The sequence below is a fragment of the Pseudomonas sp. GL_093 genome (genome assembly GCF_057837605.1).
Genome location: NZ_CM174448.1, coordinates 1,699,181 through 1,720,189 on the forward strand (window position 1 = coordinate 1,699,181; position 21,009 = coordinate 1,720,189).

General features: G+C 58.1%; 9 protein-coding genes and 1 pseudogene. 7 read left to right on the top strand and 3 right to left on the bottom strand.

The window, feature by feature from the left end; translation table 11 throughout:
- Window positions 1-268 precede the first annotated feature (268 nt).
- Together AC3IUE_RS07730 and AC3IUE_RS07735 are read left to right on the top strand one after the other, a co-directional pair.
- Window positions 269-1,147 (top strand): carboxylate/amino acid/amine transporter, encoded by an 879-nt coding sequence (locus tag AC3IUE_RS07730; RefSeq protein WP_056742662.1) that lies wholly within the window; start codon window positions 269-271, stop codon window positions 1,145-1,147.
- Window positions 1,144-1,644: a MepB family protein gene (locus AC3IUE_RS07735; protein WP_489266562.1), complete on the top strand. Its 501-nt coding sequence runs from the start codon at window positions 1,144-1,146 to the stop codon at window positions 1,642-1,644. The genes AC3IUE_RS07730 and AC3IUE_RS07735 overlap by 4 nt, the downstream gene beginning before the upstream one ends.
- Window positions 1,645-1,714: 70 nt before the next feature.
- Here the strand turns inward: AC3IUE_RS07735 and AC3IUE_RS07740 are convergent.
- Window positions 1,715-1,783: pseudogene (locus AC3IUE_RS07740) on the bottom strand (hypothetical protein); the annotation flags it as partial.
- Between the two features lie 82 nt (window positions 1,784-1,865).
- On the opposite strand from AC3IUE_RS07740, the gene AC3IUE_RS07745 reads away from it, so the two are divergent.
- Window positions 1,866-2,714 carry a mechanosensitive ion channel family protein gene (locus AC3IUE_RS07745; protein WP_056742665.1) on the top strand — a complete coding sequence of 283 codons (849 nt, stop codon included), beginning with the start codon at window positions 1,866-1,868 and terminating at the stop codon, window positions 2,712-2,714.
- A 10-nt stretch (window positions 2,715-2,724) separates the two neighbouring features.
- Here AC3IUE_RS07745 and AC3IUE_RS07750 read toward each other — a convergent pair whose 3' ends face one another.
- Complete coding sequence (locus tag AC3IUE_RS07750; RefSeq protein ID WP_489266564.1) at window positions 2,725-4,023, bottom strand: mechanosensitive ion channel family protein; 1,299 nt, start codon at window positions 4,021-4,023, stop codon at window positions 2,725-2,727.
- A 193-nt stretch (window positions 4,024-4,216) separates the two neighbouring features.
- Between AC3IUE_RS07750 and AC3IUE_RS07755 the strand changes: the two genes are divergently transcribed.
- A complete protein-coding gene (locus tag AC3IUE_RS07755) occupies window positions 4,217-5,563 on the top strand; it encodes a DEAD/DEAH box helicase (protein ID WP_008153197.1) in 1,347 nt (448 codons plus the stop codon).
- Between the two features lie 70 nt (window positions 5,564-5,633).
- Here AC3IUE_RS07755 and AC3IUE_RS07760 read toward each other — a convergent pair whose 3' ends face one another.
- Window positions 5,634-5,912, bottom strand: coding sequence for a hypothetical protein (locus AC3IUE_RS07760; RefSeq protein WP_489266566.1), 279 nt, complete (start codon window positions 5,910-5,912; stop codon window positions 5,634-5,636).
- Window positions 5,913-6,294: 382 nt separating this feature from the next.
- Between AC3IUE_RS07760 and AC3IUE_RS07765 the strand changes: the two genes are divergently transcribed.
- The 3 genes from AC3IUE_RS07765 (at window position 6,295) to AC3IUE_RS07775 (ending at window position 20,997) form a co-directional block, all read left to right on the top strand.
- The gene (locus AC3IUE_RS07765) at window positions 6,295-18,036 is read left to right on the top strand and encodes a two-partner secretion domain-containing protein (RefSeq protein ID WP_489266568.1); all 11,742 of its coding nucleotides are present in this window, start codon (window positions 6,295-6,297) and stop codon (window positions 18,034-18,036) included.
- On the top strand, window positions 18,033-18,770 hold the full coding sequence (locus tag AC3IUE_RS07770; protein ID WP_489266570.1) for a hypothetical protein: 738 nt from the start codon (window positions 18,033-18,035) through the stop codon (window positions 18,768-18,770). Before AC3IUE_RS07765 ends, AC3IUE_RS07770 begins: the two co-directional genes overlap by 4 nt.
- A 520-nt stretch (window positions 18,771-19,290) precedes the next feature.
- On the top strand, window positions 19,291-20,997 hold the full coding sequence (locus AC3IUE_RS07775) for a ShlB/FhaC/HecB family hemolysin secretion/activation protein (RefSeq protein WP_489266572.1): 1,707 nt from the start codon (window positions 19,291-19,293) through the stop codon (window positions 20,995-20,997).
- Window positions 20,998-21,009: the final 12 nt, after the last annotated feature.

The window sequence follows — 21,009 nt, forward strand, 5'->3', positions numbered from 1 at the left end:
CCTGAGTGCTGTAGCCCGATTGAACGCTTTAGCGAGATCGGGCTTTTTTTTGCCTGCGATTTGATGGATGTAAAACTTATCCTGAATTTGACACAGACCTTGTGGGAGCGAGCTTGCTCGCGATAGCGGTGGATCAGGTGACATTGTTGTCGACTGACACTCAGCCATCGCGAGCAAGCTCGCTCCCACAGGGGGTTTTGTGTTGCCTGACTGTTCGCGATAACAGGCAAAAACCGCTATCGTCGCCGCCATTCGAAATGAGGCGAACATGGGCTATCTACTTTTTGTCACGCTGATTCAGGCGTTTTCCTTCAGCTTGATCGGCGAATACCTGGCCGGTCATGTCGACAGTTACTTCGCGGTGCTGGTGCGAGTGGTACTGGCGGGGCTGGTGTTCATTCCGTTGACCCGCTGGCGTTCGGTTGAACCGGCGTTCATGCGCGGCATGCTGCTGATCGGCGCGTTGCAGTTCGGTGTGACCTACGTCTGCCTGTACCTGAGCTTTCGAGTTTTGACGGTGCCGGAGGTGTTGCTGTTCACCATCCTCACGCCGCTGCACGTGACCTTGATCGAAGACGCGCTGAGTCGGCGCTTCAATCCGTGGGCATTGATCGCGGCACTGGTGGCGGTGATGGGCGCGGCGGTGATTCGCTACGACCGGATCAACCCCGACTTCTTCATGGGCTTCCTGCTGCTGCAACTGGCCAACTTCACCTACGCCGCCGGGCAGGTGCTCTATAAGCATCTGGTGGCCCGCCATCCGAGCGATTTGCCGCATTACCGGCGCTTTGGCTACTTCTACCTGGGGGCATTGGCGGTGGCGTTGCCGGCGTTTCTGTTGTTTGGCAAACAGAACTTTCTGCCCGAAGCACCGCTGCAATGGGGCGTGCTGGTGTTCCTCGGCCTGGTCTCGACTGCGCTCGGGTTGTACTGGTGGAACAAGGGCGCGTGCCTGGTGAACGGCGGGACGCTGGCGGTGATGAACAACCTGCATGTGCCGGTGGGGTTGCTGATCAACTTGCTGATCTGGAATCAGCATGAAGCGCTGGGGCGGTTGTTCTTGGGTGGGTCGGTGATTTTGATGGCAGTGTGGATCAGCCGGTTGGGTGTCAGGCGAGAAGTGCTGCCGTTGCGGGAGCGGCCATGACGGACCTGATCGCCGCCATCGAGCAGATCTACAAGCACGCAGGTATGACGTTAACGGATGAAGCTCGGCGCGAGGAGGAGAGTGCCGAATACGGCGCCTGCCGCTTCGGCCTCGATGGCCAGGTGGTTGTCTTCCGAGTGGCGAAAACCACGCCGACCAAGATGGGTCAGTTCGTCACGCTGTGGAAGCGGCCAACGCCGACCAGCGAGATTGCCCCGCTCGATAGCGGCGATGACGTCGCCTTTGTGGTGGTGAGCGTTGCTGATGAACCCCATCGCGGGCAGTTTGTGTTTGACCAGAAGATACTGGCCGCCAAAGGGGTCATGTCGATTGATGGTGAAGGTGGCAAGCGGGCGTTTCGTGTCTATCCGCCGTGGTCCAGGCCCGTCGCCAAACAAGCTGTGAAAACGCAGCAATGGCAGCTCAAATACTTCATTGCGCTTGACCAAAGCGGTAACGCCGATCCCGTTCAGGTGCGCCGGCTCTTTGGAAAATAGCCCTTAAACCCCTGCGGGAGCGAGGTGTTACATGACGTGTTTTTCATTCTCGGGAATATGGCTTGCGCCCAACACCACGCCAGTTCTTGAACGACTCGGACATCAGGCGCCAGGTCGGAATCGAAACGATGGTCTTGTCGACCCCATCAGCCCATTGACTGGCGGGGCATACAGGCTGTGCTAGGGTTTCGGAACCAATTCTTCACCTCTGGGCCCCAGCCATGGACGAGACTATCGTTAACGTTACCACCGCGAAGTTCAACGCGTTAATCGCGCTGGTGCAACAGTATGGTGCCGCTTTCGCGGTGAAGATCCTCTCCGCCATCGCCTTCTGGATCGTCGGACGCTGGCTGATAGGTTTTGCTGTCGGCATGGTGCAGCGGGCTCTGGGCAAACAGAAGGTCGACCCGACCGTACTGCGCTATGTTGGCTCAGCCATTACCGTGACGCTGAACATCATTCTGGTGATCGGTATCCTCGGCTACCTGGGCATGCAGACGACCACCTTCGCCGCGCTGCTCGCTGCGGTCGGTCTTGCGATCGGTCTGGCCTGGTCGGGGTTGCTGGCCAATCTGGCGGCGGGCGCGTTTATTATTGTCCTGCGCCCATTCAAGGTCGGCGACTTCATCTGCGCGGGTGGGGTGACGGGTACGGTCACCGAGATCGGTCTGTTCGCTACCGCGATCAACACCCCGGATAACGTGCTGACGCTGGTCGGTAATAACAAGATTTTCAGCGACAACATCCAGAACTTCACCCACAACCCGTTCCGCCGTGTCGAACTGAAAGCACAGCTATCGGGCGCGGCCGACTGGAAAGCGGCGGCGGCCTTGCTGAAACAACACATTGCCACGATCCCCAATGTGCTTGCCGAGCCGGCAGTGGAGGTGGAGATTTTAGAGTTCAATCTGGTCGGTCCGGTGTTGGCGGTGCGTCCTTACTGCCACAACGAGCACTATTGGCAGGTTTATTTCGACACCAACCGCACCATCAAAGATTCCCTCGGTGAAGCCGGTTTCCCGGCCCCGATGCCGGCGCAGACGGTGATCATCCAACAGCATGCCGGGTGAGCCGAGGTGGTTACATGATGTGTTTTTCTGGCTCAGGGATGTGGCTTGCGCCCAGTATCGCCGGGAGCAGCCCGGCTCTTAAGTCCCCGCCACTGGGCTGCTGATACAGGCTCAAGCCAAACTCCGGCAACACTGCCAGCAGGTAATCAAAAATATCCCCCTGAATCCGCTCGTAATCCGCCCACACGGTGGTGCGGGTGAAGCAGTAGATCTCCAGCGGAATGCCCTGCGCGGTGGTTTGCATCTGGCGAACCATACAGGTCATGTTCGGCTGGATTTCCGGGTGACTCTTCAAATACGCCAGTGCATAGGCGCGGAAGGTCCCGATATTGGTCATCCGCCGACGGTTGGCCGACATCGCCGCCACATTACCCTGGGCTTCATTCCAGGCCTTGAGTTCAGCCTGCTTGCGACTGATGTAGTCGGTCAGCAGATGCACCTGGGACAGTTTCTGCTCTTCGTCATCGCGGATGAATCGCACGCCACTGGCGTCGATGAACAGGCTGCGCTTGATCCGTCGTCCACCGGACTGCTGCATGCCGCGCCAGTTCTTGAACGACTCGGACATCAGGCGCCAGGTTGGAATCGACACAATCGTTTTATCGAAATTCTGCACCTTGACCGTGTGCAGCGTGATATCGACCACATCACCATCGGCGCCGACTTGCGGCATCTCGATCCAGTCGCCGACCCGCAGCATGTCATTGCTGGTCAGCTGCACGCTGGCGACGAACGACAGCAGGGTGTCCTTGTAGACCAACAGAATCACCGCCGACATGGCGCCCAGCCCTGACAGCAGCAACAGCGGCGAACGGTCGATCAGCGTGGCGACAATGATGATCGCGCCAAATACATACAAGACCATTTTCGCCAGTTGTATGTAGCCTTTGATCGAGCGGGTACGGGCATGTTCGGTGCGCGCGTAGATGTCGAGCAGGGCGCTGAGCAGGGCACTGACCGCCAACAGCAAAAACAGAATGGTAAATGCCAGCGCAACGTTACCGAGGAAGATCAGACTGGTCTTGCCCAGCTCCGGCACCAGATACAGGCCGAACTGGATCACCAGCGACGGGGTCATCTGTGCCAGGCGATGAAACACTTTGTTGTGCCGCAAGTCGTTGACCCAATGCAACGCCGGCTGGCGACCGAGCATTTTGGTCGCATGCAGAATGAGGTAGCGCGCCACTCGTCCGAGGACCAGCGCAACCACCAGCAATAGCACCAATGCCAGGCTGGAATGCAGGAGAGGGTGCTGATCAAGGGCACCCCAAAGGTCTTGGACGTTGAGCCAGAGCTGTTTGATATCCATGGGCGAAAACGGTTCTTCTGTAGGACGCGACGGGGCGATTAGAGCATTTAAGACGCTTTGGATGACGTTTGAGGACAAAAGACGCAACAAAAAAACCACTGTTTAGCGCCGTTTGTATAAAGAAACTCGGCCTGAGCGCTCGAAACCGTTACCCTATGCAGCTGTTTTTTTGTATTTCTTCGAGGTAGCACCCGTGTTTTCCCAATTCGCCCTGCACGAACGCCTGCTCAAAGCCGTGGCCGAGCTTAAATTTGTCGAGCCAACGCCAGTGCAAGCAGCGGCTATTCCGCTGGCGCTCCAAGGGCGTGACCTGCGGGTGACAGCGCAAACCGGTAGCGGCAAAACCGCTGCATTCGTTTTGCCGATCCTCAACCGTCTGATCGGCCCGGCTAAAGTCCGCGTCAGCATCAAGACCCTGATCCTGCTGCCGACCCGCGAGCTGGCCCAGCAGACCATCAAGGAAGTTGAGCGTTTCGCTCAGTTCACCTTCATCAAGTCCGGCCTGATCACCGGCGGTGAAGACTTCAAGGTCCAGGCTGCCATGCTGCGCAAGGTGCCGGACATCCTGATCGGTACGCCGGGCCGGATGATCGAGCAACTGAACGCCGGCAACCTCGACCTCAAGGAAGTCGAAGTACTGGTCCTCGACGAAGCCGACCGCATGCTCGACATGGGCTTTGCCGAAGACGTCCAGCGTCTGGTGGAAGAGTGCACCAACCGCCAGCAGACCATGCTGTTCTCCGCCACCACCGGTGGTTCGGGCCTGCGCGAGATGGTCGCCAAGGTGCTGAACAACCCTGAGCACCTGCAGCTGAACAACGTCAGCGACCTGAATGCGACCACCCGTCAGCAGATCATCACCGCTGACCACAACCAGCACAAAGAACAGATCGTGAACTGGCTGCTGGCCAACGAGACCTACCAGAAGGCCATCGTGTTCACCAACACCCGGGCCATGGCCGACCGTATCTACGGCCGCCTGGTGGCGCAGGAATACAAAGCGTTCGTCCTGCACGGTGACAAAGACCAGAAGGATCGCAAGCTGGCCATCGACCGTCTGAAGCAGGGCGGCGTGAAAATCCTCGTCGCCACCGACGTTGCCGCTCGCGGCCTCGACGTGGAAGGCCTGGACCTGGTAATCAACTTCGACATGCCGCGCAGCGGCGACGAATACGTTCACCGTATCGGTCGCACCGGTCGCGCCGGCAACGATGGCCTGGCCATCTCGCTGATCTGCCACGGCGACTGGAACCTGATGTCGAGCGTCGAGCGCTACCTCAAGCAGAGCTTCGAGCGCCGCACCATCAAGGAAGTCAAAGGTACCTACGGCGGACCGAAAAAGGTCAAGGCCTCGGGCAAAGCCGTTGGCGTGAAGAAGAAAAAAGTCGACGCCAAAGGCGACAAGAAGAAAACCGGCGCCAAGGCCCCGACCAAACGCAAAATCGCCAACCGCCCGAAGACCGACGCCCTGTCGCTGGTCAGCAAGGACGGCATGGCGCCGTTGAAGCGCCGCAAGCCGGAAGCGCCGGCTGCTGAATAAGCAGTTCTAGCGACCCATAAAAAACCGGACCAGTGTCCGGTTTTTTTATGCCTGAAATTCCTGAGTTTGATTAACTCTCGGTTTTCTTCTCCGCTGCCCCCAGCTCCTTCAATCGCTGATCAATCAACTGGCACTTGTCCGGCAGATCCTTGCTGGCCGTTCCCAAATCCATCTTCTGCAACTCGGCGTTGATCTCCTTGGCCTTGGCTGGGTTTTGTTCGGTGAGCTTGGCGACTTCCTTGGCCAGTTGTTCGCGCTTAATGGTGGCTTCTTCGGGCGTGCAGGCCCAGACGGGGAGGGCGCAGGCGAGGGTGGCGGCGAGGGTGAGTTTGAGCAGGATGGTTTTCATGAGCGGGGCCTCATTGATCAATGTCACGGCGTTATTGAGTGGAGGGTTTCTCCACCCGGAAAGTTCAGGCAGTGGACCCAAACCCTCGCGCTAGAGCGTCCGCCAAAAACACCCTGAACGGCTTATTGACGCCAGAATGATGGCAACTTAACATCGCGCCATCACATTGATATCACTTCGCCGTTTCGAGGGACCGAACAGACCATTCGCACGCTGATGCAATGGTCGTTTACGCCACGCTTTGGACCTTCTGACCCAAGCGCGTATTTATCCCCTTTTGACGTATTCGCTCTGCAAACGCCCTCAGCGTTTGCCGTGTCGGGACGGCTGTGTCTGTTTATTGCTCATTCCATTCTTGCCGATCGAAACGAGACCTTTTGACATGGACGTTCGCCACTACGCCTTCCTCGCTGGCCAGCCTTCTGCTGCGGTCAAAAACCGTGAGCACTTCTGGGGCATGCCCAAGCGCGGGTTGGCGTTCCTGTTGGCCAACGTCATGTTCTGGCAGCCGATGTGGGCGCAGGCCGACGGGATTGTGGTGGCTACGCCGGGCACTAGTCTCGGTCAGGCGGGCAACGGGGTGCCGATCATTCAAATCGCCACGCCCAACGGCACCGGTCTGTCGCATAACCAGTTTCACGATTACAACGTCGGCACCCAAGGCGTGATCCTCAACAACGTCGCCAACCAGACCGGCGCGACGCAATTGGGCGGGATCATTGTCGGCAACCCCAACCTGACCAACCGGATCGCGGCGCAAACCATCCTCAACGAAGTGGTCGGCGGCAGCCCTAGCCAGTTGCGCGGTTACACCGAAGTAGCGGGGCAGTCGGCGCGGGTGATCGTCGCCAACCCCTACGGCATCAGTTGCAACGGTTGCGGCTTCATCAACACCCCGCGCGTGACCTTGACCACCGGCAAACCCGTGCTCGACGGCGGCGGTCGTCTGGATCGCTTCCAGGTCGATCAGGGCAGCATCGCCATCGAAGGCGCCGGACTGAATGCCACGAACGTCGACCGCTTCGAAATCATCACCCGCAGCGCGAAAATCAACGCCGAGATTCAGGCGAACAACCTGACCATCGTCGCCGGGCGCAACGACGTCAACGCCGACAGTCTCAACGCCACCGCCCGCGCCGATGACGGCAGCGGCAAACCGGGGCTGGCTATCGACTCCTCGGCCTTGGGCGGCATGTACGCCGGGGCGATCAAACTGGTGGGCACCGAAGCCGGGGTCGGGGTGAAACTCGACGGCAAACTGATTGCCAGCGGCGGCGACATTCAGCTCGATGCCAACGGGCACTTGAGCCTGGTCGACACCTCGGCCACCGGCGCCGTCATCGTCAAAGCCGCGAGCCTCGACGCCCGCGGTCCGGTTTACGCCGGATCCGCGCTTAACGTTCAAACCCAGGGCAACCTGACCAACCAGCAAACCCTCGCCGCCCGCGACAGCATCGCCCTGAGTGCCGGCGGTCAGTTGACCAACAATGGTGTCATCGAAGCCGGGGTTAACGCCGACAGCAGCCGCAACGCCAACGGCGATGTGAGCCTGACGGCGCAAAATTTCAACAACAATGGAAAAAGCGTGGTTGCCAGTCGCAACCTGTCGGTCAATACCGCCCAGACCCTGAGCAACCAGGGCGGCACGTTGAGCGCCGCACAAACCGCAAACATTACCGCCGGCACGCTAGATAACCGGAACAACGGTCGAGTGTTGAGCACGGGGGCGCTGAACATCACGGCCAACCAGGCGTTTAACGCAAACGGGGTCATCAACAGTGTCGGCAATCTGACGGGCACTTTCGGTCAGATGAACAACAGTAATGGTGAAATCTCCAGCACCCGCATCACCCGGCTCAACGCAATTACGCTGAACAACCAAAGTGGCCAGGTCCTGGGCGACCTTGGCTTGAACATTGACCTCAGCGGCGCGCTGGATAACCGGGACGGTTTGCTCGGTTCAGGCAAGCAGGTTGAACTCAAAGCCGCCAGCATCGACAACCGCGACGCAGGTGTGGTGGTCAGCGACGGCAGCCTCACCGCGCGCATCAGCGGTTTGCTGGATAACCAGAACGAGGGCGAGATCAGCGCCAAGGGCGCAATCGATGTACGCAGCGGCAGCCTCGACAACCGCGGTGGCAAAGTCAGCGGCAAAGACACGCTGACCATAAACAGCAACTCTGCCGATAACCGCGGTGGGGTGATCCAGGCCGACAAACAGCTGAAATTGCAAATCGGCCAACTGGATAACCGTGACAAAGGCTTGATCAGCGGCAAGACCGGTATCACCTATGACGGTACTCGCCTGGACAACAGTGACGGTTTGCTCAGTGCCATCGGCGCGGTCACCCTCAACGCCGATGAAGTGCAAAACGCGGCGGGGCGGATCTCCAGCCAAAGTGACCTCACTGCCACCATTGGGCTGCTGCAACAACAAGGCGGGGCATTGGTTGCCCAAGGCAATCTGAGCCTGACCGGCACGACCCTCGATAATCGCAACGGCGGCCTGGTCGGCACCACTAAAGCGCTGACGCTGAAAGTCGGCGACATCGACAACCGTGCAGGCGAGCTCTCCGGCAACCTGCTGTTGAACATCACAGGCCAGCGCCTGGACAACAGCGACGGCGGCAAAATTCTGGCCGGGAGCGATCTGGAACTGACCGTTGCCCACCTGATCAATCAGAACAAAGGTCTGATCGTCGCCAAGGGGGCTACGACCCTCACCGGCACCACGCTGGACAATAGCGGTGGCAGCCTCGCCAGTCTCAACGCATTGGTGATTACCCTCGATGATGCGTTGCTCAATCTCCAGGGGCTGATCAGCAGCGAAGGAACATTGACGGTCAACGCGGCCAGCCTCGACAACAGCGCCGGCAGCCTGGGCAGTGCCGGTGAGTTGTCCGTGACCAGTCGTGGCGCCTTACTCAATCAGGGTGGTTCGATCAGCACCGACAGCACCTTGACCCTCGACAGCGCCAGCCTGGATAACAGCCAGAAAGGCCTGATATCCGGCAAAGACACCACCCGCGTCGTCACTGGCAACGTTGATAACAGTCAGGGCGGGCGTCTCATTAGCGGCACTACCCTGGAGTTCACTGCCAAGCAGGTTAATAACGCCACCGGACGCATTGCCAGCCAGCAAGCATTAACCGCCTCGGTCACCGGGCTTGACCAACAGGGCGGTGAACTGTTCAGCCAAACCAGCCTGAGTCTGGACCTGAACAACGGTCAACTGAACAACCAGGGTGGTCTGATCAACGCGCCGTTGCTGATGTTGAAAAACCTCAAGGACGTCAACAACCAGAGCGGTGAAATCTCCAGCGCCCAAGCCTTCACACTGGCCGCTCAGAACCTGGACAACAGCAACGGCAAATTACTAAGTAATCAGGGTCTGACCCTGCGCATCGCACAAGCCTTGAACAACCTCAAAGGCGTGATCTCCGCCGCTTCCCTCGATAGCCACAGTGACAGCCTCAACAACAGCGAAGGCTTGATCAGCAGCCACGACCGGCTGGAACTCACCACCGACAACACACTGGATAACCAGCAAGGTGCGGTCATCGCTGATGGTGAACTGCTGCTTACTGCCGACACCCTGGATAACCTTGGTGGCGATATTGCCGGCAAGGCCGACGCCACCATTCAGGTCAGAACCCTGAATAACCAAAAAGGCAAATTGATCACCACCGGTGTGCTCAAGCTGACCGCCGACACCCTCGACAACAGCGAAAAAGGTCTGCTTGGTTCCACCAAAGCCATGACCCTGACGGTCGATGACCTTGATAACCGCGGTGGTGAGCTCAGCACCAACGCCGACTTGTCGATCACCGGCAAAAAACTCGACAACAGCGATGGCGGCCAGATTTTCACCGGTCAGGCGCTGACCCTCACCGTGGACCAGTTGCTCAACCGCAACAAAGGTCTGCTCAGCGCAACCACCGCGCTGAACCTGCAAGGGCGTTTGCTGGATAACAGCGGCGGCAATTTGCTAAGCGTGCAAAACATGCACTTGAACCTGACCGGCGCGTTCGACAACAGCCTGGGCCAGGTCAGCAGCGAAGGTGCGTTGACCGTCAAAACCACGCAACTGACCAATACCGAGGGCAGTCTTTCCAGCGCCGCTGGTCTGACGCTTACCAGCGACGGCAGCGTCAGCAACCAGGGCGGTGCACTGGTCACCGATGGTGCGCTCACACTCACCAGTGCCAGCCTCGATAACCGCCAACAAGGCAGCATCAGCGGCAAAGGCGCGGTGACGGTCACCACCGGCGCGTTCGATAACAGCCAGGGGGGCAGACTCAACAGCGCCAGCACCTTGAATCTCATTGCGGGTCAGGTAGCCAACCAGGACGACGGCCGCATCGGCAGCGAGGGCGCCTTGACCGCTTCGGTCACCGGGCTGGATCAGCAGGGTGGCAAGCTGTTCAGCAACAGCAGCCTCAGCCTGGACCTGAACAACGGCCAACTGAATAACCAGAACGGGCTGATCAATGCTCCCGGTGCCTTGCTGCTCAAACAACTCAAGGGCGTCAACAACCAGGGCGGTGAAATCTCCAGCGCCGAAGCCTTCACGCTAACGGCGCAAAGCCTGGACAACAGCAACGGCAAATTGCTGAGTAATCAGGGCCTGACCCTGCGCATCGCCAACGCACTGGACAACGTCAAAGGCCTGATCGGCGCTGCGTCCCTCGACGCGCGCGCCGCCAGCCTGAACAACAGCGGCGGTAGCCTGACCAGTCGCGGCGACCTCGAGCTGACCGTCGACGGTGTGTTGCGCAACGATGCCAAAGGCCTGATCAACGCGGCTCAGCTACTCAAAATCGGTAGCGCCGAATTCAATAACCAGAGCGGCACGGTGCTTGGCGCCAGCGCCGTCATTCTCAACGCCATGGCGCTGAACAACCGTGATAGTGGGTTGATCAACAGCCAGGGCAATCTGACCCTGACTGCCACTAGCCTGGACTCCAGCAACGATGGCGAAGTCTCGGCCAAGGGCGATATCGACCTGACCCTGACGTCCCTGACCCAGGACGGTGGCCGCCTGCTCGGCGACAAAGCTGTCACCGTGGAGCTGGCCAACGGCGACCTGGACAATCGCAACGGCCTGCTCACGGCCAAGGGGCCACTGACCCTCAAGCACTTGCGCGATCTCAACAACAAGAGCGGCGAAATCTCCAGCAACCTCGGTTTCGATGTGATCGCCCGCGCCGTGGATAACAGCGCCGGCAAGCTGATCAGCAGTCAGCTACTGACGATCAACGGCACCAGCCTGGTCAACCAGAAGGGATTGATCTCTGGTTGGCAGGGCCTGACCGTCAACGGCGACAGCCTCGATAACCACGACAGCGGCACACTCTCGAGTCGCAACGGTGATGTTGCCGTGGACCTCAAGGGCGCCTTGCTCAATAGCGATGCCGGGGCATTGGTCAGCCAGGGCAGCCTGAGCGTCAAATCAAAGAGTTTGGATAACAGTAACAAAGGCATCCTCAGCAGCGCGGCAGGACAGACCCTTACCCTGGGCGAGTCCCTCAACAACAACCAGGGCGGTCTGATCGACAGCGGCGCCGCACTGGACATCACCGCCGGCGCATTGACCAACGCGGGCGGCACGATCAACGCGCAAGCGGCGATCAATGCCACGGCCACCGGCCTGGACAACACGGCCGGGAGCATCGCCGGCAATGGCGCAGTGACGCTGGATCTGCTCGGTGCATTGACCAATACCAGCGGCAAACTGGCCGGCGCCGGACCGGTGCTGATCAAGCGCGTTACCGACCTCGCCAACCAGAACGGCCAACTCGCCAGCCAAAGTACGCTGACTCTCCTGACCGGTTCACTGGACAACAGCAACAACGGCACCATCGCCGCCAAGGACGCCTTGCAGATCACCGCCAGCGGCGCGGTCCGCAACGACGCCAACGGTTTGATCTACAGCCAGAACGCCGGCCTGAACTTGAAAGCCGCCAGCCTGGCCAACGGTAAAGGTGCGATCCAGAGTCAGAACGGCCTGACCCTCGACGTCAGCGGCAACCTCGATAACCAGAGCGGCAAAGTCATTGCCCAAAACGGTGTCGTGAAGATCGACGCCGCCAATATCGACAACCGTGGCGGCGTGCTGTCGAGCATCAAAGGCGCCCTTGAAGCACGAACCGTCGGCGTGTTGCGCAACGGCTACGACCTCAACAACAACCGCCAGGGCGGGATCATTCAAGGCCAGGGCCTGACGCTGTCGGCACTGGCCGGCCTGGACAACAACGGCGGGCGGATCTCGGCGCAAGCCACTGACGCGAGCATCACCACCGCCGCATTCGACAACCGTAATGGAGTGCTCTATGCCAAAGGGCTGGCCGGTGTAACGGGCACCAGTCAGGACAACAGTAACGGTCAGATTGCCGGTAACCGCATCGACCTCAGCCTCAGCGGCGCTCTGAACAACCGCGCTGGTATTGTCGAAAGCGACACCACGCTGGCCGTCAAAGCGGCTAGCGTCGATAACCAGACTGGCCGACTTCGCTCCCTGGGCAATACCGGCAAGACCAGCTTCCAGATTGGCGGCCTACTGGACAACCGCAATGGCGTACTCGAGACCGCCAACACCGACCTGACCTTGGCCGTTGGCAGCTTTCTGAATGCCGGTGGCCAACTCAATCACGTGGGTCGTGGCCTATTTGATATCTCCACCGCCAACGTCATTGGTGCCGGAGGCGGCATCACCACCGCCGGAACCCTGAATCTGAATGCCGATACCTGGACCAACTCCAGCGTCATCCAGGCCGGGCGCTTGAACGTCAACGTCGGTAATTTCAGTCAGACCGCCAGTGGCAAGTTGCTGGCATCTGACTACTTGCAAGCTCGTGGCGGCAACTGGACGAATGATGGCCTGATCGCCAGCGATGGCGTGTTGGATATGCAGTTGGGCGGCAGTTACAGCGGCAACGGGCGGATGTCGAGCATTGGCGGTCTTTCCTTGACCGCGGCACAACTGAGCCTGAACGCAGCCTCAAGCATCGCGGGTGGTGGTGATTCCAAGGTCAAGATCGGCGGACAGCTGACCAACGCCGGGCGGCTGACTTCCAATGCCGACCTGACCGTCGAAGCTGGCAGCATCGCCAACTACGGAACGCTGGGTTCGGCACAGAACCTCGAGCTGAAAACCCCGTCGCTGCTCAATGATCGCGGGCTGATTTTCAGCGGTGCCGACATGACGCTGAGCGTTGGCAACCTCACTAACCAGAACGGCGATCTGTACGGACTGGGCAACGTGGTAATCGGTGGTTATGGCGGTGCTGTGCGGGCCGCTGGTGTGAGCAACATTTCCGGCTCAATGGAGAGCGGTGGGGCATTCACGATTAACGCTGATGTGTTCCAGAATCGTACCGAGGGAGCGGTCGTATCTGGTGGGCGTGAGCTGGTATCGGGGTTTATCGCCAATGTATGTAGTGACTGCGTGGGGGATTATTACAACTTCACGCTGGCTGCTCGTGAGGTCTATGAGAGTACTGACAGCGACACCAGCGCGTCGGCGATGCTCACAGCAGGCAAAGATTTCGTATTCCAGGGCGGTACTTTCCTCAATAGTAAAAGCACTGTCGCCGCTGGTGGCAATATCACTATCAACGCCGACAGTCTTCAAAACATTGGCTCGAAGAGTGGGACTATTGAGCGCACGCGTACTTACAAGATCGAGGGGATGAGCGATGGTGATACCGGACGATTTTTCTCCAATGTCGTGATGCCCTACAACCAGCGAAACAACCCTGATTTCCCCTATGTGTATTACATCGATCAGGCAGGCGGTATCCGAAAAGCCATACCTACATCGGGTCGTATCAGGGAGGGGGGACACGACGCTGACACGTATCAAGTGGTTCACCTCAAAGACAGTGAAACAGGTTCAGTCGTCAGTGCACTCCGGGGATATGGCATCGCACTGTCCGGGTTGAGCTATGGCTTCGAAACCTCAACGCCATCCCAGTACGACCCGAATAATCTGCTTGGACTGCCGAGCCAGCTGGCTCAGTACACACTGCTCAGCGATATCGAAGTCGCCCAAGACAGCACCGGTGCTGCAAGTACAAGCACCAGTCGCAATGCCGTCATCCAGGCAGGCGGCAATGTCTCGATCACGGCTACCCAGGATCTGCAGAACAGTGTCATCCACCAGGACTACGGTTCCACCGGCGGCACCAATAAAGTCGCGGACACCAAGGCAAGCGGTACCGGTACCACGGTCATCAGGCTCAACAGCCAACTACCACCCGATCTCGCCCAGCAACAAGTCAACCCGCTGACATTGCCGGGCTTTAGTCTTCCCACCGGGCAGAACGGCCTGTTTCGTCTGAGTACTCAGGACTCCAGTGATCTGGCTCCGGTTTCAGGCACACTGCATCCGCCGGGTTGGACGGTGGGCGGTGAAAACGTCATCACCCAGGGACACGTGGTCGCCGCTAACAGCGGTGGCCCGCGCAGCTTGCAGGTCAACACCCCGACGGCCGTCTCCAGCAGTGACCGCGCCGTACTCCCTGCCAGGCGCACACCGACCGTGGCAACGGACGTCGCCAGCACACTCGACGTGACCGTCAAACTGGATGGCTCTGATGCCAACGCGCATACGAAAGCTATCCAGTCCGCGATCGGCATTCGTCCCCTGACGCGCGTCACCGGCCTGCCGGACGTGAAAGCGCCGGCCAACGGCCACAAATACCTGATCGAAACCAATCCGGTACTCACCAACCTCAAGCAGTTCATGAGTTCGGATTATCTGCTGGCCAATCTCGGCTACGACCCGGACACCAGCGCCAAACGCCTGGGCGACGGCCTCTACGAACAGCGCCTGATCCAGCAAGCGGTCGTCGCTCGCACTGGCCAGCGCTACATCGACGGCCAGACCACCGACGAAGGCCTGTTCAAGTACCTGATGAACAACGCCATCGCCAGCAAGGACGCCCTCAATCTGTCGATGGGTGTCAGCCTTACCTCGCAACAAGTCGCGGCGCTGACCCACGACATCGTCTGGCTCGAAGAGCACGAAGTGAATGGCGAAAAAGTGCTGGTGCCGGTGCTCTATCTGGCACAGGCCGAAGGCCGCCTCGGCCCTACCGGTGCGCTGATTGCAGGCAACGACGTGACGCTGATTGCTGGTCAGAATCTCGATAATGTCGGTACGCTTCGCGCTACCAATAACCTGTCGGCGACGGCGGGCAAAGACTTGGTCAACAGCGGGCTGATTCAGGCGGGTAACCGTCTGGATGTGCTGGCGGGTAATGACGTTATCAACAAGTCGGGCGGCATCCTTGCTGGTCGTGACGTGTCCGTGACGGCGACCAGAGGTGATGTGCTCAACGAGCGGACCGTCACGTCGTCGGACAGCAGTACCCGCTTTGGCACCCAGCATCACGACTACGCCGACAATGCCGCGCGCATCGAGGCCGCCAACGACCTCACCGTGAAGGCGGGGCAAGACATCAACATTGTCGGCGGTGTCATGCAAAGCGGTCGGGACATGAGCCTGAATGCAGGACGAGACCTCAATGTGTCCTCGACGCAGGTCACCAACAGCGTGTTCAAGGACAGTAAACACAACAGCAGCGATATCACTCAACTGGGCGCCAGCATCAGCGCCGGACGTGACCTGTCGGCCGATGCCAAGCGTGATATCAACGTCATCGCCAGCCAGATCGATGCCAAGCGCAACATCGCCATGACGGCAACCGACAACCTGACCATCAGCTCGGCGGCGGATGAAGAGCACTCCCTGTCCAAGAGCAAAAAACTCACGGTCCAGGAAGACCACGTCAGCCAGGTCATGTCGGGTATCACGGCGGGCGGCAATGTGAAGTTGAATGCCGGTGAGGATCTCTCCGTCATCTCCAGCCGCATTACTGCAGGCGACGAGGCGTACCTGGTGGCGGGTGACAACCTCGATATTCTTGCGGCGCAAGACAGAGATTACTCGCTGTATGACATGAAGAAGAAGGGCTCCTTCGGCTCGAAAAAAACCAAACGCGACGAAGTTACCGATGTGAAAAACATCGGCAGTGAAATCACCACAGGCGGCAACTTGACACTGGTCAGCGGTGGGGATCAGCGCTATCAGGTGGCGAAGCTGGAGAGTGGTAAGAACATCACGCTGGACAGTGGTGGGTCCATCACGTTTGAAGCAGTCAAGGACCTGCATGACGAGAGCCACACCAAGAGCAACAGCAATGCTGCCTGGAACTCGATGAAGGGCAAAGGCAACACTGATGAAACCTTGCGTCAAAGTGAGTTGGTGGCCAACGGCGCGTTGGTGATCAAGGCGGTAAACGGTCTCAAAATCGATATCAAGCAAATCGATCAGAAGAGCGTCAGCCAGACTATCGACTCCATGGTGGCGGCTGATCCCAAACTGGCCTGGTTGAAAGAGGCCGAACAGCGAGGCGATGTCGACTGGCGTCGGGTGGAAGAAATCCACAAGAGCTTCAAATACTCAAGTTCGGGACTTGGTGTCGCCGCACAACTGGCGCTGGCAATCTTGCTGGCAGCGGTCACGGGTGGGGCAGGTGCCGCGTTGATGGGTGCTACGGCCGGTACCTTTACAGCAGGCTTTGCCAACGCGGTATTGATCGCGATGGAAACCACGGCAGCCAACAGCGCCATCAGTAACAAAGGTAACTTGGGTTCAGTCTTAAAAGACACCTTCAGCAGCGAAAGCCTCAAAGGTTACGTGCTCTCCGGAGTGTTGGGCGGAATTGGCAGCAGTAGCCTGGGTTATGACCCAAGCAAAATTGGGTTCGACCTGGACAGTCTTGGCCAAGTCGTTATCAAGAGCGGTGCTGATACCGTGGCCCAAACCGTCCTTCAGGGCGGTAGCCTGGGCGATAACTTCGTCGACAACCTGCTGGGTGCCGTCGTTAATATTGGCGGTGCTATTGCGGCCAATAAAGTCGGCAACCTGAATCTGATCGACGGCAGCCCGACCAAGATCGCGGCCCACGCACTGGTCGGTGGCTTGAAGTCGATGGCCATGGGCGGCGACTTCAAGACGGGAGCATTGGCAGGGGGAGCTAACGAAGCACTGGTGCAGTACCTGGCGGACTTGGTGCTGCCCGAAGGCTACGATCCGAACGTGCCGGGGGCTGACCAGGCTAAAGCCAACTTGTTAGCGATGTCGCAGCTGCTTGGCGTACTCACAGCGGTACTTTCAGACAGCGATCCCACTATTGCCGCGAACATCGCCGCCAATGCCACTCAGTACAACTACCTGAATCATTCAGATCTTGATCGGGCAGCAAACGAGTTGGTGGGTTGCGGAAATGATGCCCAATGCGTCACCAAGGCATACACCTCGTATCGCGAGTTGAGCCAGCATCAGGAGATGGATGCGCTGGTCCAGTGTGGTCAGGATCCAGCAAACTGCGGGCGCATCGCGAATCTTGTCGCCAAGGCGCAAGAGGATACTGAACATTTCCGAGACCTGATCGCCTCTGCATCACCCGAAGCCCGTGAGGCTTACAACCTGCTGATTGCGGAAAACGATGGCTTCCAGAATCTGCTGGCAGGTGCTACCACTGAGCACTCGGCAAGTGCGGTTGCGGATATCCTTGTTGAAAAGTGGGGGATGAGCCCCGAGCGTGCTGCAGCTGTTATGGCGGGCGCTATGACGCTTGCGGCTGGATTGGCTGCTGTTCGGGTTGTGCGCACCGGTAAGGATCCGACCAAGGTTGTTCCCCCGGCAGCGGATAGCCCATCAGGTCCAACAAAAAACCTCGCAGACGTCTGGAACCTGAAACCGACTGAGCGGGGTACCACCATCGAATCGTACCTTGCTAAAAATGACTATTCACCTGAAAGCGGCTGGTACAACGTTGGCGCTGAAAGAAATGGATATTTTCCACTGGTTGATTTCCAAAACGGTAACACGCTTGTTAGTCTGAAATCGGTAGATACCACAGGTAAAACATGGCTGAACCGTATGCAGGATCACATTATTGATCTAGGAACGAACGGCGCAAAAGTGAACGGTGTTCCAGCCAGTATGGCGCTTGATCTGCGTGTTCAGCCGGGGGGGGCGGCGGCTGCGAAGTCGCTTATCGAGTTTGGTCGAGAGTATAACGTGACAGTGATTGTCAAGGAGTTTAAGTGAAAGATAAAAGACCTGAGAAGTTGAAGTTTGTTTTTGCTGCCGATTCGATAAGCGGTGTGCAGGTGTTAGCTGCCTTTGTCGGTGCTTTAAATAAACTTGGCTTGCCTGCGGTTTTTTCGATGCGTGGAGTTGACGTTGGTGTTAAGGCACTTGAAAAAAACATATCGAAAAAAAAGTCTTGGCCTAGCGGCGTGGTATCGAACGGGCTTGAACTTAGATTCGGCATCCTGCCCGCTTTGGCCCACAGCTTTCTGACCATACAGGAAGCAGGCAGTGCCAATAAGGTTGCCTGGGAAGAACTGGCCGCGCCTATTCTAAGTGTCAACGGTCTTATTCAAGCGTGGATTTCTGATGTCGAATATGACTTTTGGCAAAATGCGAAAGACCCTCTGGAATACGAGTGTGCTGGACGCTCTTTTTCACAGCTTCCTCAAAAAACAAATGGATTGCCTGCGCCTTTGACTCAAATGGAAATTGATACGTCAGGGAATCCCGGACGTATCGAACTTCGGCAAGGGTACGTAGAGGCCATTGGAAGCACTATGTGGCTGAGTGATTTGTTTTGGGAACGGGTCGGAAAGAATAAAATAACTACTTTATTGTTGTTGAGGGCTCAGGGTCTAGAGGTTTTTGAAGGGGCTGAGGTTGTTAAAGTTGTTGCGTCAGAAAAGTGTTTTCATGACGATGTAGCAATAGAGAAGCAACGTATCCTCAGAGAGGTTTTGTTTGGTTGAGTCTGGCGAAAGCAGTGTATGGGGAAGTAATTGTTTGTTTTGTCTTGAGGGGTAGTTAAATAAGTGGTGGAGGGGTGTTGGTTTTTTACTTGTTGCTTGGCTAGTTTTGTAAGTAAATAAATCTGCCAGGTTTTAGCCTTCTGCCCCCGGAGTTCTAACGGGAAAGTCTACTGATGAAGCCTGAAGTTTATTATTGCAAGTCCTGGTTTCGATTAAAAAAAACTGCCATTGAACCGTGTGACGACACCGTGGCACGCTCTGGCGGGCTGACTCTCAGATTTATCAGTATGAACTATAGGAAACGGGCGACCCACAGGTCGCCCGTTTGCCGTCCTACCTGTTCCCGACGCTTTCGACATCACTTCAAGACATTTCCCGCTGTTGCGCCGGAACCGTCCGGTTTAGGTGTTTCCGCTCGTCAATTACGCTCTCTGGATCCAACCATTCATTGACGCCAGAATAGTGGCCCTCTAATATCGCGCCACTATTTTGCTATCAGCCTCCATTCGAGGGATCGAACATGTACCCACCCGCCCTCGTGGCGAGGTTGTGCCTGGCTTTGCTGTGCCTTTCTCCGCTAAATCTTGCTCACGCCGCCCCCACCCCCGGTGACACCGACCTCATCCGCGAACGTCAGGATCGCTTGCTCGAAGAGCAGCGTCGGCGTCTCGAAGAACTCAAGGAGTTGCCCGGCAAGGAAGCCAAGCCAACTCAACCCGCTGCCCCCGCCGATACCCGCTGCTTCCCCATCAAAGACATCGAGCTCAAAGGCGCCGACAGTCTCTCGGACAGCGATAAAAATCGCCTGCTCAAGCCTTACATCGGCCAATGCCTGGGCGTCACTCAGCTCAACGAACTGCTAAAAGTCATCACCGACCACTACATCGAAAAAGGTCTGGTTACCAGCCGTGCCTATTTGCCGCAGCAGGATTTGTCCGGCGGGCATTTGAAGGTGCTGGTGGTCGAGGGACGGCTTGAAGGTTTGAAGGGGGCGGAGGACAGCAAGCTGTCGGACCGTGAACTGGGCATGGCTTTTCCCGGCAAGACTGGCGAGTTGGTCAACCTGCGGGAAATCGAGCAACTGGTCGATCAGCTCAACCGCTTGCCGTCGAATCAGGCCCAGATGGAGTTGACGCCGGGCAAGAACGTCGGTGGCAGCGAAGTTTTGGTCAAGAACACCCCGCAAAAGCCCTGGCGTGCCGGGTTGTCCCGCAGCAACGATGGTCAGCGCAGCACCGGCGAGCAGCAGTGGGGCACGACGTTTGATTGGGACAGCCCGCTGGGCCTGGCCGATCAATTGATGCTGCGTGGTGGTCACGATGCGATGACCGATCACCAGCACACGTCCAACAACGCGATGCTCTATTACAACGTGCCGTGGGGCTGGTGGAACTTCAGCTACACCTACAGCCAAAGCGAGTACCGCTCGCAGATCGCCGCCAACCTCTTCAACTTCAAGCAGACCGGCGACAGCCAAAACCATCAGTTGCGTGCCGAGCGAGTGATCCATCGCGATGCCATGAGCAAGACCTCTCTCAATGCAGGTATCTCCTACCTGCGCAGCAACAACTTCATCGAAGACAGCAAGCTCAAACTGAGCAGCAACCGCATCAGCGAAATGCAGTACGGCATCAACCACGGTCGACGTATCGGCAGTGCGTTCGTCAACCTCGATTTGGGTATGCAGGAAGGCATCGGCGCATTCGATGCTCAGGGTAATGGCGATCCAGGTCCCGGCGAACCGAACGCTCGCTACCGCAAATACACCGCGACCGCGAGCTACCTGCAGCCGTTCAAGTTGTGGGGTGAGTCGTTCAGTTTCACCAGCCTGATGACCGGTCAGCGCAGCGAAGACGTGTTGTTCAGTCCGCAGCGCACCAGCCTCGGCGGGCAGTCGTCGATTCGCGGTTACAAGGATCAATCCTTGTCCGGCGACAGCGGCGGTTACTGGCGCAACGACCTGCGCTGGACCCGTCCGGTGACGCTGGAATGGCTGCGCCCGGTGTTCGCCGAGTACGGCACCAGCCTCGGTTACGACCAGGGCGTGATTCGTGGCGATCGCTACAACGGTGACCAGCACGGACGCATGTCCAGCAACTCGGTAGAGCTGTTCGCTCGCGGCCAGCATGTGGCCGCCAGCGTGACGTTTGCCCATTCCCTGGAACGCCCGGACACCCTGACCGAGCGTGAAGCGCCGATCTATTTCCGCGTGGATTTCTTCCTCTAAATTCTGCTTTAA

Excerpts from the sequence above, each read along its gene's own strand:
- AC3IUE_RS07730 (WP_056742662.1), top strand. The coding sequence starts at position 269 with ATGGGCTATCTACTTTTTGTCACGCTGATTCAGGCGTTTTCCTTCAGC.
- AC3IUE_RS07735 (WP_489266562.1), top strand. The coding sequence starts at position 1,144 with ATGACGGACCTGATCGCCGCCATCGAGCAGATCTACAAGCACGCAGGT.
- AC3IUE_RS07745 (WP_056742665.1), top strand. The coding sequence starts at position 1,866 with ATGGACGAGACTATCGTTAACGTTACCACCGCGAAGTTCAACGCGTTA.
- AC3IUE_RS07750 (WP_489266564.1), bottom strand. The coding sequence starts at position 4,023 with ATGGATATCAAACAGCTCTGGCTCAACGTCCAAGACCTTTGGGGTGCC.
- AC3IUE_RS07760 (WP_489266566.1), bottom strand. The coding sequence starts at position 5,912 with ATGAAAACCATCCTGCTCAAACTCACCCTCGCCGCCACCCTCGCCTGC.
- AC3IUE_RS07765 (WP_489266568.1), top strand. The coding sequence starts at position 6,295 with ATGGACGTTCGCCACTACGCCTTCCTCGCTGGCCAGCCTTCTGCTGCG.
- AC3IUE_RS07775 (WP_489266572.1), top strand. The coding sequence starts at position 19,291 with ATGTACCCACCCGCCCTCGTGGCGAGGTTGTGCCTGGCTTTGCTGTGC.